The 15,737-nt window shown below is 49.2% G+C and carries 12 protein-coding genes; 5 read left to right on the top strand and 7 right to left on the bottom strand.

Going from position 1 to position 15,737, the window contains the following annotated elements:
- Window positions 1–471 precede the first annotated feature (471 nt).
- Window positions 472–2,265 (top strand): glycerophosphoryl diester phosphodiesterase membrane domain-containing protein, encoded by a 1,794-nt coding sequence (locus IV54_RS08660; RefSeq protein WP_057878968.1) that lies wholly within the window; start codon window positions 472–474, stop codon window positions 2,263–2,265.
- Window positions 2,266–2,325: 60 nt separating this feature from the next.
- On the opposite strand, the gene IV54_RS08655 is transcribed toward IV54_RS08660, so the two are convergent.
- A complete protein-coding gene (locus IV54_RS08655) occupies window positions 2,326–2,850 on the bottom strand; it encodes a DUF1836 domain-containing protein (protein ID WP_057878967.1) in 525 nt (174 codons plus the stop codon).
- Window positions 2,851–2,941: 91 nt separating this feature from the next.
- The gene (locus IV54_RS08650; protein WP_057878966.1) at window positions 2,942–5,284 is read right to left on the bottom strand and encodes a cation-translocating P-type ATPase; all 2,343 of its coding nucleotides are present in this window, start codon (window positions 5,282–5,284) and stop codon (window positions 2,942–2,944) included.
- A 530-nt stretch (window positions 5,285–5,814) separates the two neighbouring features.
- On the opposite strand from IV54_RS08650, the gene IV54_RS11945 reads away from it, so the two are divergent.
- Together IV54_RS11945 and IV54_RS08645 are read left to right on the top strand one after the other, a co-directional pair.
- Window positions 5,815–5,976: a hypothetical protein gene (locus IV54_RS11945; RefSeq protein WP_164479005.1), complete on the top strand. Its 162-nt coding sequence runs from the start codon at window positions 5,815–5,817 to the stop codon at window positions 5,974–5,976.
- Window positions 5,977–5,997: 21 nt separating this feature from the next.
- Window positions 5,998–6,846: an aldo/keto reductase gene (locus IV54_RS08645; RefSeq protein WP_057878965.1), complete on the top strand. Its 849-nt coding sequence runs from the start codon at window positions 5,998–6,000 to the stop codon at window positions 6,844–6,846.
- 140 nt (window positions 6,847–6,986) lie between these two features.
- On the opposite strand, the gene IV54_RS08640 is transcribed toward IV54_RS08645, so the two are convergent.
- The 4 genes from IV54_RS08640 to IV54_RS08625 all read right to left on the bottom strand — a co-directional run bounded on the left by IV54_RS08640 (window position 6,987) and on the right by IV54_RS08625 (window position 11,866).
- Window positions 6,987–7,412 carry an Hsp20/alpha crystallin family protein gene (locus IV54_RS08640; RefSeq protein ID WP_057878964.1) on the bottom strand — a complete coding sequence of 142 codons (426 nt, stop codon included), beginning with the start codon at window positions 7,410–7,412 and terminating at the stop codon, window positions 6,987–6,989.
- A gap of 244 nt (window positions 7,413–7,656) precedes the next feature.
- Window positions 7,657–10,167 (bottom strand): AAA family ATPase, encoded by a 2,511-nt coding sequence (locus IV54_RS08635; protein WP_057878963.1) that lies wholly within the window; start codon window positions 10,165–10,167, stop codon window positions 7,657–7,659.
- 25 nt (window positions 10,168–10,192) lie between these two features.
- A complete protein-coding gene (locus tag IV54_RS08630) occupies window positions 10,193–10,786 on the bottom strand; it encodes a hypothetical protein (protein WP_057878962.1) in 594 nt (197 codons plus the stop codon).
- Between the two features lie 711 nt (window positions 10,787–11,497).
- Window positions 11,498–11,866 (bottom strand): hypothetical protein, encoded by a 369-nt coding sequence (locus IV54_RS08625; RefSeq protein WP_057878961.1) that lies wholly within the window; start codon window positions 11,864–11,866, stop codon window positions 11,498–11,500.
- 215 nt (window positions 11,867–12,081) lie between these two features.
- Here IV54_RS08625 and IV54_RS08620 point away from each other — a divergent pair, with 215 nt between their 5' ends.
- A complete protein-coding gene (locus IV54_RS08620; RefSeq protein ID WP_057878960.1) occupies window positions 12,082–13,452 on the top strand; it encodes a hemolysin family protein in 1,371 nt (456 codons plus the stop codon).
- Window positions 13,453–13,597: 145 nt separating this feature from the next.
- Window positions 13,598–14,515: an AEC family transporter gene (locus IV54_RS08615; RefSeq protein WP_057878959.1), complete on the top strand. Its 918-nt coding sequence runs from the start codon at window positions 13,598–13,600 to the stop codon at window positions 14,513–14,515.
- 253 nt (window positions 14,516–14,768) lie between these two features.
- Here the strand turns inward: IV54_RS08615 and IV54_RS08610 are convergent, their stop codons facing one another.
- The gene (locus tag IV54_RS08610) at window positions 14,769–15,707 is read right to left on the bottom strand and encodes a hypothetical protein (protein ID WP_057878958.1); all 939 of its coding nucleotides are present in this window, start codon (window positions 15,705–15,707) and stop codon (window positions 14,769–14,771) included.
- Window positions 15,708–15,737 lie beyond the last annotated feature (30 nt).

Here is a 15,737-nt window from a genome sequence, read left to right as displayed (position 1 = left end):
ATAAAGAACTGGTCTAGTAGAGCAGGTGTTGCACTTCAATTTTAAATCGAGGTTTTGGATTTTCTTTCACGTTCTTTAACATGCTTATGCCTCCGTTTTTGAAAACAATCTTATTAAGTTCTTCACGAGTTATATCTTAGCACGTCTCAAAAATTCTGCAAGGCCATATGTTAAAAAAATCACAAAAAAGTTTTGGAACTTATCAAACGTTGATTTATCAAGATCCGCCCCACGCGCACATGTAAGCGCATACATATAAACCATCTTCTTAAATTAACTTTATTTGTGTGAATGTCATCACTTTCAGGCTGTTACATTTTCACATGCTGTTTCGTTGCTTTTCAATCGACTCGGCATGACGTCATTTTTTCCGAGATATTTCGCTGACCACCGTAATTCTTCAAATATTCCGAGAGACTCTATGCTAAAGTAAAGATATCAAAACAATTTTAGGGGAGAAGGATTGATCCCATGCGACCTTGGGCCTTTTGGCGGGAAGCCACCCACCACTTTTTCAATCACTGGGGCAGCTATGTCACCCTGGTCTTCATGACAAATGTTGTCGTGAGTTATCTCGCCGTTCCAGCCTTTACCTGGCTGACGGCTGAACTCATGCGCTGGCAACATGTGCCCTATATTTCTTATACCAATATTGGATCACTCGTCATTAGTCACCCACTGGCCCTCGTTGGCCTGGCTCTGATTCTACTGGCGATTATCACACTGGTCTATTGGCAATTTGCCTACCTGCTACTCGGGGTCACCAACATTCGCCACGGGCGGCCACAGAGCTCCCTAGCGGTCTTAGGCGACACCGTCCGCAGCATTGCCGGTGCCTCACCCAGCACCTTTCTTTTCTTTATTGGCTACTTCATCGTGATTATTCCCTTTGGGAGTGAGCTCTTCTCGACACCACTCATCAGCAAGGCCAAGATTCCAGCGTTCATTGTCAGTTATCTCATGGAAAAGCCGATCATGGCCGCGGCCCTCGGGCTCTTCTACATTGGGGCCGCCTATCTCGGGATTCGCCTGATCAGCGTGTTGCCGTTGATGATTCTCGACCAGCAACACAGTCGCCAGGCCATCCGGCTGAGTTGGCAACGCACTCGCGGCCACTTCTGGACCTACCTTAGCCGCATCCTGATTACCCTGGCGTTAGTTACCGCCACCGTGTGGATCATCTATGCCGTAATCTATCTCGCCCAGTTGGGTGCTGACCGCACACACTTCGGGCTAGCAGCGGCCACGATTAACCTGCTCATCATGGAAATTATCACGGAGTTCATTGTCTGCTATAGCACGGTTGTCTTCATGATGGTGATTCTCAGTAGCCATGAGGGCCAACGGCTGACACCCACGACCCTCCTGCGCTTCCACGAACCCGCTAAAACGAAGCTGCGGACTCGTCTTTTCATTACGGGTGGGGTCATCTTCATTTCTGGCTTACTCGTCACCTTCAACCTGATCTACCTCAACGGCTTTGCCATGAGTCGTCCCTTGACGATTGCCCACCGGGGCGTGGACCACGGTAACGGGGTTCAGAACACCATCCCCGCCATGGTCAAGACCAGCCGGGAACATCCCGATTATGTCGAAATGGATATCCGTGAGACCAAGGACCATCAGTTCGTGGTCATGCATGACGGTAATCTCAAGGCCTTAGCCGGCTTAAACCGCAATGTTTCCAAGATGACTCTGAAACAACTCACCGCGGTAACCGTGACCGAAAATGGCTACCAGGCCAAGATTCCCAGCTTCGACGCGTACCTCAATTCGGCGATCAAGCACAAACAAAAACTCCTGATTGAGATCAAGACCAGTCGCCGGGATTCCAAAGATCTACCGGCCCGGTTTTACCGCCAATTTGGACAACGGATCCTGACCAATCACGATGAGGTCCACACGCTAAGTTATGGCATCATGAACACCTTGAAGACGGATTATCCGAAACTCTTCGTCAGCTACATCATGCCGTACAACCTCACCTTCCCGCACACCAAAGCCAATGCCTACACGATGGAGTCGACGACACTGAACGACACCTTCATCGACCAGGCTGAGAAGCTCCACAAGCGCGTCTACGCCTGGGATATCGACGACGTCACCCAGACCGACCAAATGATGTTCTTGGGGGTTAACGGGGTCATTACCAACAACCTCAGTACCATTCAACAGGAAATCAAGGACAACACGGATCACCCGAGCTATGCCAACCTGTTGTTAACCTTCATGAATGACTTATCCTTAGAATCACAGACCCAATAGTCAAAGAAAGGCACCGCAACGATTCCCAGGGGGAAAAGTCGCGGTGCCTTTGTGTATTCTTTATTTCTTTTCAATTTTACGGATTGGTCGTTTGATGAGGTGCAGGAGTTTCTCGGACTGAAGCCGGGAAACAACGGCATCGATGGCCACCTGCATCAGCTTTTCATTTAAATCCTTGGCAGCTGGCTGAACCTGTTCTTCACCCAAGTGGTGCAGGCGATCTTCCAGCTGGCTAATGAAGTTGTCATAGGCCTGCTTCGGATAGTCCCCCGCCGTAATTTGGTCGATGCCAGAACGGACCGTATCCGTCTGGAACATCGGCTTTAAGAGACTGATCATCAGGATATCCGTGAGCTGCATGGTCTGATACTTCTTCTTGACCGGAGCCAAGATCACGTGGTGTTTAACATAGTTGTTAATCATCGCTGGGGTGATGGTATCAATGCCCAAAGGTCCGAGAATATCGTTAATTAGCGCCGTTACCTGGTCCATGTAAAGATCAAACTTAGGGAGATCATCCCACCGTGGCAATTTAACGCCATGCATCTGGTGTTCCCACCGCGTGTATTGATTGAAGTCAGCCATGTCTCATCCCTACCCTTCCGGTTCTTACTGGCAATTATAACATATTACCTAGTTTTAATGACTAGATAAGCATTAATTGTTTAGTTTTCAGCTAGCGCCAACGTATGCGACTCAAGATCCGCTTTCCCAAGACCTCCTGAACCACCAGGAAGATGGGCTGGACACTGATCATCAACGGAATATAAATCAAGGCGAGTTGCCAATTTAACAGGCTAACCAGAGAGAAGATTGACCCAAAGAAGAGGAAAACAACGGCGAATAATCCCGCCATCAATGCCACCAGGCCAATCTTGAAACGGTTGAGGGGCCGGGCCACGCGGAGTAACGCGTTGAGGCTAATCAACCCTGTCATCAGGACACTCAGCGTCGAGGTCGTCGCGAAGTCGAGGTGAAACTGCGTGCCCAAGGCGAGAATGACCAGAATGTACCCGACCACGCAGACCGCAGCCGGGGCCGCAATCTCCATGACCTGTTGCATAAACCGCCCCTGAATGCGGGCGTAGTTGGGTTGGAGGGCCAAGAAGAAGGTGGGAATTCCCACCATCAGCGAGGAGATTGGCGTTAATTGAATGGGTTCAAACGGATAGCTTCGACTCATGAAGATGAAAATCAACGTCAGGACGACTGAGTACATGGTCTTGATCAGGTAAAGTGAAGCCACCCGCTCAATATTGTTAATGACTCGACGGCCTTCATTGAGGACGTTGATCATCGCATCAAAATTAGAATCCACCAGCACGAAGTCTGCAAGACTCTTGGTGGCTTCACTCCCAGAGGCCATGGCAATACTGCAGTCCGCCTGACGTAGCGCCAACAGATCGTTGACCCCATCCCCGGTCATGGCCACGGTGTGCCCCGCGGTCTGATAGGCCTGAATGAGGCTTTGCTTTTGACTGGGGGTCACGCGGCCAAAGACATTGTAGTTCGCCACCAACTTAGCGTAATCGGGCGTGGCGCCCACCTGACTCATGTCGACGAGTTGGTCAGCCCCGGCGATCCCGGCACGTTTAGCAATACTGGCCACGGTCACGGGGTTGTCCCCAGAGATGACCTTGAGGGCCACTTCCTGAGTCGCAAAATAGCCAAAGGTATCCTTAGCTCGCGGCCGCAGTTCATCCGTGATACACAACAGACCCAGAGCCTGTGGTGCGGTAGGTTGTGGTGTCGTCAGCTGATCAACTTGGGCCAGCACGAGCACGCGATAACCGGCGGCCGCCAGGTCTGTAATCCGACGTTTGATATCAGTGGGAACCGTCGCGAAGATAAACTCCGGTGCACCCAACACATAGGCCTGGCCACTAGCTAGCCGCGCCCCACTCCACTTTCTCCCGGACGAGAACGGCAAGACCTCACTAGCGGTCACGGTTGGTGTCCCCAAGGCAGTCTTGACCGCCTGAGCAGTCTCGTTATCATCGCCCGTCGCCGCGACGACCTGAGCCAGCGTCGTTTGTAAGGCTTCTGCCGTCTGGTGACCAACTGGTTCAATCCGATCAAATTGTAATTGGCCGTTGGTAATCGTCCCGGTCTTATCCAGACACAGTACATCAACCCGGGCCAAGGCCTCAATCGCCGGTAGCTCCCGCACCAACACGTTGCGTCGACCCAAGGTGAAGGCCCCAGCCGCCAAAGCCACAGAAGTTAATAAGACGAGTCCTTCAGGAATCATCCCCACCACAGCCGCCACCGTACCGAGAATGGCTCGGTTCTGATCCTGTCCCCGTAAGAGTGCGGAAACGAAGAGTGCCACTCCTAACGGGATAATGGTAAACGTCAACACTTTGATAATTCGATTAATAATGGTGAGGAGTTCGCTGGCCCCCCGCTTTTTTTCTTTAGCGGAATTCGCCAGCTTCTTCACGAAGCTCCCATGCCCGACCGTGGTGGCCTGGACGGTCGCGCGGCCCCCTAAAATGACACTTCCGGAAATGAGATCATCCCCAGTCGCCTTCATAATAGGCGTCGACTCCCCGGTAATTTGAGACTCATCGACTTCGATGCCGGTCGTCTCTCTAACGCGGCCATCCACGGGTAACTGGTCCCCCCGCCCTAAAATCATCAGGTCATCGACCACCAAATCATCCTGGGAATGCGCCGCCACTTGGCCGTTACGACGGACATTAATTTTACTTTCAGACAACAGTGCCAACTTATCGACTTGGCGTTTTGATCTGATTTCTTGAAAAATACCGATCCCCGTATTGAAGACCACGACGCCGATGAACAGGAGATTTTTATAACTCCCCGTCAGGAGCACCAGGCCCCCTAGAAGAAGGTTGATCAGGTTAAATAGCGTTAGCAGGTTATCACGAAAAATTTGTTTGACGCTTCTGGTCAGTGGGGGTAACGGATCGTTCTGTTGGCCCGCCGCAATCCGCTGACGGACCGCCGCATCATCTAGGCCTTGATCCAGTAAAGGTAACTCACGTTCTGGCATCGCCGATTCCTCCTTTTACGGGTTCTTTAACCACCATTGTACTCGATAATCCGCTTTCAATCCTGTAATCACGCGACATTTTCAGGAACTTTAAAAATTCGGTAATAGTTCACAGGACCTCGTCGGAGTGGTTAAATGGACGTATGGGGTTGTGGAAGTAACTGCAATTGTTTGCCTGCGGCTGCCAGGGATTACGCCTGCTGTGGGGACGCTTCAGCCCTGTGGGCTTCTCGCTCGATTTGAAGCCTCGCCAAGGACGCGAGTCTTCAAAGTCGCCCGTGATGTAAGGCCGAGAAAATCGCTCGGTCTAACATCACCACCACGGCCGGCTCCACCCCTGACCTCCTCCGGCTTAGATCGACCACTTCTATAACGAAACACTCACCTTATCATCTTTTAAATTCTACAAGTTGAAACATATGGGAATAACGTTTCGATCTGCTAAATTTGTCAGTATGGTTTTACATAATCATTGCGGCCGGCAGCTATTTGGCTGGTCCCCATTTTCACTACATAAAGGAGGAACCATTATGAATCACAAGTCATCATCGGTTATTCTATTTATCCTCTATATTGTCCTTTTCGGTTGTATGTTAGCCCATAAGGATATGTTGGCCATGTGGCTAATGACCTTTGGCATGCTAATCGAAGCCTCAATTAACCTGTACGACCAATTCAAGCGACCACGCTAATTAACCAAGGAGACGATAGTCATGACCATTAAAAATCTTGCTTCAACCCGCCCACTGGCGGATGGTAACGCCATTCCCGGCATGGGATTTGGGACCTACTTATTGAGTGACCAGGAGACCATGGACGCCACGATTAAGGCCGCCTGGGATGCCGGATATCGGCTTTTCGATACGGCAATGCTCTACCGTAACGAAGATATCCTCGGGACCACTCTACAACACCTACAGATTCCCCGTCAGGAGCTCTTTCTGACCAGTAAGGTCGCCGAGGTGGCCCAAGGTTACGATGAAACCCTGCAGGCCGTCACCGGCTCTTTAAAGCGGCTTCAGACCGACTACCTAGACCTGCTGCTGATTCACTGGCCTGTCCGAGAACATTTCTTTGACACCTGGCGCGCCCTCGAACAACTCAAGGCCAATGGTCAGGTGAAGTCAATTGGGGTGTCCAACTACACCGTGGCTCACCTAGAATTGCTGGCAACCAAGGCCAAAGAGATGCCCGTCATCAACCAAGTTGAATATCACCCCTACCTGAACCAACAAGCATTAAACGACTTCGACACTGCCAACCATATCATCACGGAGGCTTGGAGTCCTCTGGGTCGTCGTGTGGACTTGGCCGACCCGATGATTGCTAAGATTGCCGGGCACCATAACAAGTCAGTTGCCCAAACCATTCTGCGCTGGGAACTGCAACACGACATCTTGCCAATTCCGAAGTCGCAACACGCCGAACGAATTCGTCAGAACGCCGAGATCTTTGACTTCACCCTCAGTGAGGATGAAATGACCATGATCGACCTACTGAATAAGAATCAACGGAATGGCAATGAACCTGAAATTGTTTACGAAACTGGGAAACAGTATTAGTTAGAAATTAACAACAAAAATAAGGCGTCGGACCTCTTATCTTGAAGATAGAGATCCGACGCCTTATTTCTTGGTTTCCTGAAGGTTTTTAAGAAACACAATCACAATCCTGAAATCACGGAACCAGTGACTACTCGCAGTTAGTCAATACTAATTTCGTGGTTATTGTCAACTTCGGCTTGCTTTGGCAAGGTCAGGGTCAAAACACCATCCTTGAATTCGGCCTTGACCTGCTTCAAATCGATGTTTGGCAGATAGAAGGAACGAGCCACGTTTTGGCTGTGGCGTTCTTGCCGTAAGATCCGGCCGTCGTCATCCTTAGTGGATTCATTGACGTCTGACTTACCGGAGATCCGCAAGGTTTCATCACGATAGTCGATGTGAATGTCATCCTTCTTGAAGCCTGGCAATTCGGCGGTAACCACATAGTCCTTGTCATGTTCGACGACATCAGTCTTCATAGCTGCATCGCCACTAAACATATCGTGACCTAAGTTGCCCACTTCATTGAAGAAATTCATTGGATCAAAGAAATCATAATTCCGGTTCATTAAATCATTAGCCATAATCAATTAACCCCTTTCTGCTTTGCTTGATTACATTTTCTATAATAGTCAGTATTGGTCAGAAATGCAAATAATTAGCACTCACTTTGCTAGAGTGCTAATTTAAGATGCTAAAGTACTGATAATGCTGTTCTATTAGGATAGCTATTCTAGATCGACCTGTCGCCATTTTCAATTATTTTATCCAAAGGTCAAAAAAGGTAAGCAATCCATCATAGATTGCTTACCTTTTAGCATCACCAAATTAACGCGCCGTTTCAATCACGACGTCGTCCGGAATGGCCGTGACATCTTCCACGGTCTCCAGGTTGGCAACTAACCAATTTTTATCATTTTGAATGAGTTTGTCCGTAAAGTTCCGAGCCCAACGACCGTTAGACTTTTCTTCGGCCGGTAAGCTCGCATACTTGTTGGCGACCAAATGTTGTAAGAGCGATTCATTGACGTGCCACTTCTTGCGAAGAGTCCGACACACAATCTCCCCAATCTCATCCGGCGTGTAGTCCGCGAAGTTCAACGTCAATGGAATCCGCGAACGCAGTCCCGGGTTAGCCCCCAAGAATTCATCCATCTGGTCGGTATACCCGGCGAAGATGGCGATGAACTTATCACGATTATTTTCCAGTTGCGTGATCAAGGCTTCAACGGCTTGTTTCCCAAAGTCATTGCCGCCATTACCACTCGCTGTCAGCTGATAGGCTTCATCGACAAAGAGTACCCCGCCCATGGCGTCTCGTACGGCGTTGGTGGTCTTCTTCTCCGTCTGACCGATGTACTGGCCAACGAGGTCGGCCCGACCAACTTCCATGACCGTCTTCTTCTCTAGAATGCCGAGATTGTAGAAGAGCTGCGCGAGAATCCGGGCAACGGTCGTCTTCCCCGTCCCAGGATTTCCGGCAAAGACCATGTGATAGGTCGGTTTCTGCTCATCTGGCAAGGCGCCCTTCAATTTCCGGTCACCGGCGACGCGGTCCACCAGCTTGTGGACGAAGTCTTTGACCTCATCCAAGCCAACCAACTGATCGATCTGTGTCAAGAGTTCCTGAACCTTGGCTTCCTTTTCTTGCTCGTCGCCCCCAACAAGTTCGTTCAGGTCGCTGTCTAAGATCGCCGTGACATCCCGGTCAGGATCCTCGATACAATTGTTAGCGACGATCCGGACCAATTTTTCGTTAAAGTTCCGAACCCAACGGCCGTTACTGTTTTCAATGTTGGTCTTGTAGGCATCTTCGATCGTCTGGGTGTAAAGATCACGGTTAAAGGTGAACTGCTGGTCGTCCAGTAATTTCATCCCAATCTCGGCCACTTCTTCACCGGTGTAGTCCTGGAAATCAAAGATGTTCGGTGCCCGCGAAATTAAGCCCGGGTTCATGTGCATGAAGTCTTTCATTTCCTTGGTGTACCCAGCAAAAATGATCATCAGGTCATCACGATGGTCTTCCATGAATTTCAGAATGGTATCGACCGCTTCTTGGCCCCAGTTTACCGAGCCGCCCTCTTGATACAGGGTGTAGGCTTCATCGATAAAGAGCACACCACCAAGTGCCTTTTCAAGGATTTTCTTGGTCTGAATGGCCGTGCCCCCAACGTTTTCGGCAACCAAATCTTGGCGAGAAACTTCAACGTAGTTATCCTTAGGCAAGATGCCTTCTTCAAACATAATCTTACCGACTAACCGGGCAACCGTGGTCTTGCCAGTTCCTGGGTTCCCGAGATACAGGGAGTGGTAAGACTGCGCCACACCCTTCAGGCCCTGTTCCTTACGCTTCTGATTGAAAACCGCGAGTCGAATGAATTGGGTCACGGCTTCTTTAACCTTGTCCAACCCGATCATCGCGTTGAGTTCATCTAGTGCCGACTCTTCTGGTTTAGCTTCAGGTTCCGCAACTTTTTCCTCTGGTTTCTTGGTTTCAGCCACTGGTGCTGGCTTCTCTTCCGGTTTCGTTTCTGGCTCCACAGGAGTACTGCTGACACCCACCAGCCGGACCTCTGCGCCTTCAACTTCGGCTGAGGACTGTTCATCCATCGAGACGATAAGCCAAGTCAGGTCACTTATGTTATTACTGTCAGCCTTCAAAAGGGCGTGCGTCAATGACGCGGACGTTTGCGGGTAATCAAAATTCAAGGCATCCACTACGAACTGCGATCCCGAACGCAAGGTGATCATGTTATCACCATCAGCAGCACCACTAAAGTATACGTCACTCCCCTTATACTGGGAGTTGTCAACGCCACCTAAATACCGCTGAATCTGTGTGGTCTGTAAATCAACGACTGCGCCATCCCTGGCCCAAATCCCTTGGACGACGGACTTGTTAAGGAGAACATTGGCCCCTTTCCTACAGTTCAGACCTTCCCCTTTGTTCTGGCGAATCTCAGAGTTAGTCAGCGTAACATTACCGCCCTCGGTCCACAAAGCAGGATAGCTTTCCGTCGTATGACTGTCTAGGATAACGCGATTCAAAACGACCGTTCCATTTCTCTTGTTAGAAATAATGTTGTATTCCGATGAATAGATCGTCAGATTTTCAACTTCCAAGTAGCCATTTTCCTTCATGAAAAAATGCGAGTCAATCACCACGTCGCCAGGTTGTTGGCCGTTTCCGCGGAGATGTAAATTTCCCACGTCAAAACCGTTGGGAAAAGTGTAAGTTCCCGGATCAATGACCACAACATCCCCGACGTGAGACGCCTTAATGCCTTCATCAAAAGCTTTTTTCCCAAAGCCTTTACCAACTGAAATTGCTTTCTTCAACTCGCCATCTCCTTACGCGACCAACTTAAATATGCATTTTCTTCGCTTGATTGTTCATGTAGATTAACCCAATGGTTCCCAGAATAAATCCCAGACCCCAACGGACGAAAAAAAGCACAACTTGGCTTAACCACACAACGGGTGCCATAATGCCACCCCAACCGAGGCGCTTAAAGTCCCCTAAGAGGAAAAAGGTGACATTCCGCAGACTGTTTGGAAAATTTTCAATCGCGTTATCCGCCTCAAGCATAATCGTCGTCGCAACCGGGTAGAGCACCAGGTTCAGCAACAGCCACAGTGGTTCTAATGGCACATTGATTGATGAATCCCAGACTAAGACACACGCAATAATCGAGAAAATATACTGCTTAACCCAAAACTTCGTGGGTTGTAAGGCATAAATCCGTTGAAAGAAATTCGACTCCTGTTCGGTCGTTGCTCCGGCCGCCTGTGTGCCAAATTTAGGGGCCGTCTTAGCCTTAGGTTGTTCCTCTGGTGCTGCGGCCTGGGTCCCAAACTTAGGCGCTTCGCTCGCTTCTGGCTGAGTCCCAGTCGGTTGTTGTTCTTGTTCGTCTGGTGCACTATTGACCCCAAACTTAGGCTTGTTTCCGTCATCCATGTTGATTCCTCCTAAATATAGGTCAGATTATCTGTCATCCCATCCAAATTTAGCCACTTGAAAAAGTGCTGACGCAATGGCTAACTGGTCTCAAAAACTATGTATAGCACCCAATAGCGTGCTCAAAATGATTATATCACAAGGGTTTACCCGTCAACAGGCCTAATCCCATCGCTTTGTGCCCACTTGACAACGCCCCACTTCACAACCTAAACGTAATCCCGGACCCCCTACTTATACTAACGAAATCCAGCCAGTATTTTTCGCAAGTTTTGAAAAATTAACTATAAAAATGGTAATTTATTGGCGTCAAGTTCGCGAAAAAGTTGGATGACAACGTGGTGTGTAGCACAGTCACCAAAACTTCGGATTGTCTGACACCCAATTCTTTCAACAATTATGACACCTCCAGGAACTATCATGTGTTGTGGCAACACTCAAACCTAGCCGGAGGAGGCCAGGGATGGAGCCGGCCGTGGTGGTGATGTTAGACCGAGTGGTTTTTCTCGGCCTTACATCACGGGCGACTTTGAAGACTCGCGTTCTTGGCGAGGCTTCAAATCGAGCGAGAAGCCCAAGGGGCTGAAGCGTCCCCACAGCAGGCGGAATCCCTGGCAGCCGCACGCGGCCACTTCTATTCAACAAATTCCCCAAACGCATAAAAAGAGGCACCCGGAATAAGTCCGAGTGCCTCTAAATTAACTAATAATTTTAGTAAGTTTCTTGGTCTTCAACTGGCTTAGGCTTAACAATCTTTTCGCCTAAAGCATCCGCCAAGTCCTTCAATGCGGCTTCACGGGTTGGAATAACATCCATGTTGAAAATGATGGAGTCGATGTCCCCACCAGCAAAATCAAATTGTTCGAAGTAAACGTATGGGTCATGTTCGTCGTCATGATTCAAAAAATGATCTGTAACGGCTTCTGAAAGTGCGGTTGCCCAAGATAAGTCCTTCATCTTTGGTAGATCGTGTTTCGTCACATACCCCGGTTCCAACAACAATTTAGCTGCCTTGTCCACGTCTTCCGTTGGAATTTGAACAGCTTCTTTTTCTGTGTCTTCCTTTGGTGTATCTGCCATAATCAAAATCTCCTTTGATGTTACTAATTTCAGTCTAATCCTTTTTCACGGAAACGTTAAGTATGTCATTGGTAAACGATAATCGAGTGTTCTTACGCTGTTCGGTTGCCAGGCGCGTGAAAAACAGGTACAATTTTGGTCAATTCACCTACTATAAAAAGGCACGGAGACGCGCTATAATAAGGGGATAGAAATAACGAAATGAGGAATGATGTGTGGATAGCGGTCAGATAGTTGTGAACTTAATTATTATTTTAATTACTTTTCTCTTTGCAGCTTTCTTTGTTGCCTGCGAGTTTGCCTTAGTTCAGACGCGGCCTAGTGCCCTCGAAGAAAAGATCGAGGCACAAGACAAACCGTCGACGAAGCTTAATCGGGCTTTTAAAATGGTCACCAATTTAAATGAATATTTATCAACAACTCAGGTTGGGGTTTCCCTAGCCGGAATCATCTTAGGGTGGATCGGGGAAACGTTCTTCGTGGACATTCTCCTCGCCGGGATTGCCCCGGCCCACATTAACAGCGCCACGGCTCACACGGTCAGTGTGATTATCGGGGTGCTCCTGTTAACCTACCTAGAAGTGGTCTTTACCGAAATTGTGCCAAAGAACATTTCCATCGATATGCCAATGCGGGTTCTGATGCTAGTCGTCACGCCTTTACACTATTGTCACGTGATCTTCTACCCCTTCGTTTGGTTGCTGAACTCCAGTGCGTCTGGTGTGGTCAAGCTGATGGGCTTGAAAGTTGCCAATGAAAGTGATGAAGTCTTCTCTCAAGCTGAAATTCTGAATCTTTCACGGAGTGCCGTGGAAGGTGGGGAACTCGAAAAGAATGACCTGGTTTACATGCAACGGGCCTTTGAACTCAACGATAAAGTTGCCAAAGATATCATGATCGACCGGACCCAATTAATCGTGATCGACATTACGTCGACGGTTAAGAGTGCCCTCAATGTTTATCTGCAAGAACGTTTTAGCCGCCTACCCGTCGTTGCGGATGGGGACAAGGATAAGATCCTGGGTTACGTTTACAACTATGACCTGATTCGCCAACAACAGGTGGATCCTAAGGTCAGAGTCGACAAGCTGATTCGAGACATTTCCACGACGCCAGAAACGACGCCAATTACGGAAGTTCTCCAACAGATGATTAAGAAACGGACACCAATCGTGGTCGTTGTCGATGAATATGGGGGAACCTCCGGAATTATCACCGATAAGGATATCTACGAAGAGTTATTCGGAACCGTTCGTGATGAGATCGACGATGCCAACGACCAGTACATCTTCAAACAACCAAATGGGACCTTCCAGGTTAACGGGAAGATGACCACTTACGACTTTGAACGGTACTTTAACACCGACATCAAGGGTTTCGAGACGACGGAAATCGTCACGATGGCCGGTTACATCATCGACAATTATCCAGACGTTAAGGTGAACGACGTCGTTCACTTACAAAACTTTGATTTGAAGGTCTTGGACTACGAGAACTCCTTCATTAACTGGTTTGAAGTCACGGTTAAACCGCAACTACCAACCGTTAATCCGGACGACTCAGACGATGACGATTCAGACAAGTAAAGAGCCAATTGTAAGACAGCCGTTGGGGCCAATCCCCAACGGCTGTTTTCTTGTGCAACGAACCCGCTGCCGATTCCCCGTTGACAGCCTCCCCACGCCACGACCATAATGAACGGGTATACTCATTTAGAAAGGAAGCCGCTTCGTGGCTATCGCACAATTAACCAATCAAATTATCCTGATGTTTCTGCTAATGGCCGTGGGCCTGCTGATCAACAAGCTGGGCTTCATGCGCGTCCAAACCGCCAGTGACCTCACCAACATCCTACTCTACGTGGTGTCACCCTGCTTGATTATCAAGGCCTTCGAGCAACATTTCTCGGCGACTCGTCTGCGAAGTCTGGGGCTCGTCATGCTCGGGATCATCCTCACCTACCTGGTGATGGTGCTCATCACCCAGCTGGCCTTTCGGTCAGTCAAGGATCACAATCTCCAGCGCATCATGCGCTTCGGTGCTGTCTATTCCAACGCCGGTTTCATGGGGATTCCCTTAGCTAGCGCCCTCTTCGGTAACAATGGGGTCTTCTTCGCGGTGGCCTCACTGGCCGGTTTCAACCTCTTCTGTTGGACCCATGGTATCGCCCTCTTTCGATCCCACTCCAGTGATCGTAACTGGCGCGCGATCCTTTTGAACCCCAACATCATCGCTATCGCCTTTGGTCTCCTGCTCTTCGTGAGTCCACTCCATTTACCTAGCCTATTGAATCAAACGGTCACGGCGGTCAGTTCAATTAACACCCCACTCTCCATGATCGTCATCGGAAATAGTTTGGCAGCGGTTCGGCTGAATCGCCAAGCCTTGAACTACCGATTGTTGTGGGCCCTGGCCTGTCGCAACCTGCTATTTCCAATCATCGATATTCTTTTACTACGGCTCTTGGATGTCACGGGAATTCCGTTCTACACTACGGTGCTCATGGCCGCCTGTCCGGTAGCTGGTAATGTGGTCTTGTTCACCCTTCAGGCCCATGGTGATACCACACCTGCCGTGACGTTAATGAGTGTCTCGACAATCTGTAGCCTCGTAACGATTCCATTGGTCTTTGCCTTAGGTAGCCTATAAAAAAATTAGCAATCCAAAATGTTTTCTGAAACGTTTCGGCTATCTGACGCTCGAGGCTTACAAGTACCCACTGCTGATCAAATGTGTTAGACTCACTTTTGAAGAACAGACCATAATTTTGGTCCACTACCATCCGTTCGCTGACAGATGGTAGTTTTTTATCTATTTTTGTCCCAAAAGGCCACCCTTCTGATTTTAGACGGGTGGCCTTTTAGACTAAATAATTTTTGTTTTCTAACCTAATCACAGTATCTCAATTTTCTTGATCCGGTGCCACTTGCCGACGGTTTGCGAAGAAGCCACTCACCATTGGGGCGACCTTCTTATAACCATAGGCCATCCCCAACAACAGGCAGGAAGCCAAGACCGCCGCGATTGGCAGGGTATGGAACATTTCGGCTGGTAAGACTAGGGCTAGAGGTGGAAAGGCGTAGGCTGCGGGTAACTTGATCCGCAAGAGTTGCAGAAGCAAAAATACCAGTGGCAGACTAATCAGCGTCGTCAGCAACCATGAGGCAATGAAGACGTGCACGACAACCCCAAACGTCGCGGCCCCACTGAGGGCAATGATCTGTTTGATGGCCATTTTCCCCGCGTACTTGGGCTTCTGGATCACTTCGAAGAAGACCACGAAAACTGGGGGAATGCCGGCCATCTGAGGGTGTCCCGACAACCACACGGCCGCCACCCAAATCACTGCGGCAATGGCAAATAACACCATGTGTTTGAGTTGAATGGGCTCCGGCATGGGTTGACCCTTCTGCAATCCCGCGATCAGGACTCCCGCCATGAGGATCAGTGTGAAGGCAAAGATTGCCACGATAAAGGACATGTGCGTGGCATTGACGATGATCGGCAACAGCCCCGTCGCAAATGACGGTGCCAAGACCGAATGCAAGCCCTTCAGTAGGATCAGCACAAACAGGAGGGTTAACAAGATCTTTTCGGGATAATTAATTGGCAACTGGTTCACGACGAACCCAATCACAGCCGTCCCTGATGGCGCCAAGAAAATCTTCAAGGGTTGGCTGACCCAGTCACTCTTGTGGTAAATCCACGTTCCCGTGGTCAGGGCGGCAATCTCAGGGAGAATGATTTCGTAGTCATTTAACCAGGTCGCTACGCCAACCATTGCCAACACGAAAACAAATCCTATTAGATAATCTCGACTCTCACGTTTACTCAAATGCATCACGTTCTTTGATCCTCCTAACTGTCATTC

Source organism: Levilactobacillus paucivorans (genome assembly GCF_001437125.1).
GTDB classification, from domain to species: domain Bacteria; phylum Bacillota; class Bacilli; order Lactobacillales; family Lactobacillaceae; genus Levilactobacillus; species Levilactobacillus paucivorans.
This window is presented reverse-complemented; position numbering and strand designations above follow the sequence as displayed.

What these genes read in the sequence shown, in the direction of transcription:
- IV54_RS08660 (WP_057878968.1), top strand. Translation starts at nt 472, where the DNA reads ATGCGACCTTGGGCCTTTTGGCGGGAAGCCACCCACCACTTTTTCAAT.
- IV54_RS08655 (WP_057878967.1), bottom strand. Translation starts at nt 2,850, where the DNA reads ATGGCTGACTTCAATCAATACACGCGGTGGGAACACCAGATGCATGGC.
- IV54_RS08650 (WP_057878966.1), bottom strand. Translation starts at nt 5,284, where the DNA reads ATGCCAGAACGTGAGTTACCTTTACTGGATCAAGGCCTAGATGATGCG.
- IV54_RS11945 (WP_164479005.1), top strand. Translation starts at nt 5,815, where the DNA reads ATGAATCACAAGTCATCATCGGTTATTCTATTTATCCTCTATATTGTC.
- IV54_RS08645 (WP_057878965.1), top strand. Translation starts at nt 5,998, where the DNA reads ATGACCATTAAAAATCTTGCTTCAACCCGCCCACTGGCGGATGGTAAC.
- IV54_RS08640 (WP_057878964.1), bottom strand. Translation starts at nt 7,412, where the DNA reads ATGGCTAATGATTTAATGAACCGGAATTATGATTTCTTTGATCCAATG.
- IV54_RS08630 (WP_057878962.1), bottom strand. Translation starts at nt 10,786, where the DNA reads ATGGATGACGGAAACAAGCCTAAGTTTGGGGTCAATAGTGCACCAGAC.
- IV54_RS08625 (WP_057878961.1), bottom strand. Translation starts at nt 11,866, where the DNA reads ATGGCAGATACACCAAAGGAAGACACAGAAAAAGAAGCTGTTCAAATT.
- IV54_RS08610 (WP_057878958.1), bottom strand. Translation starts at nt 15,707, where the DNA reads ATGCATTTGAGTAAACGTGAGAGTCGAGATTATCTAATAGGATTTGTT.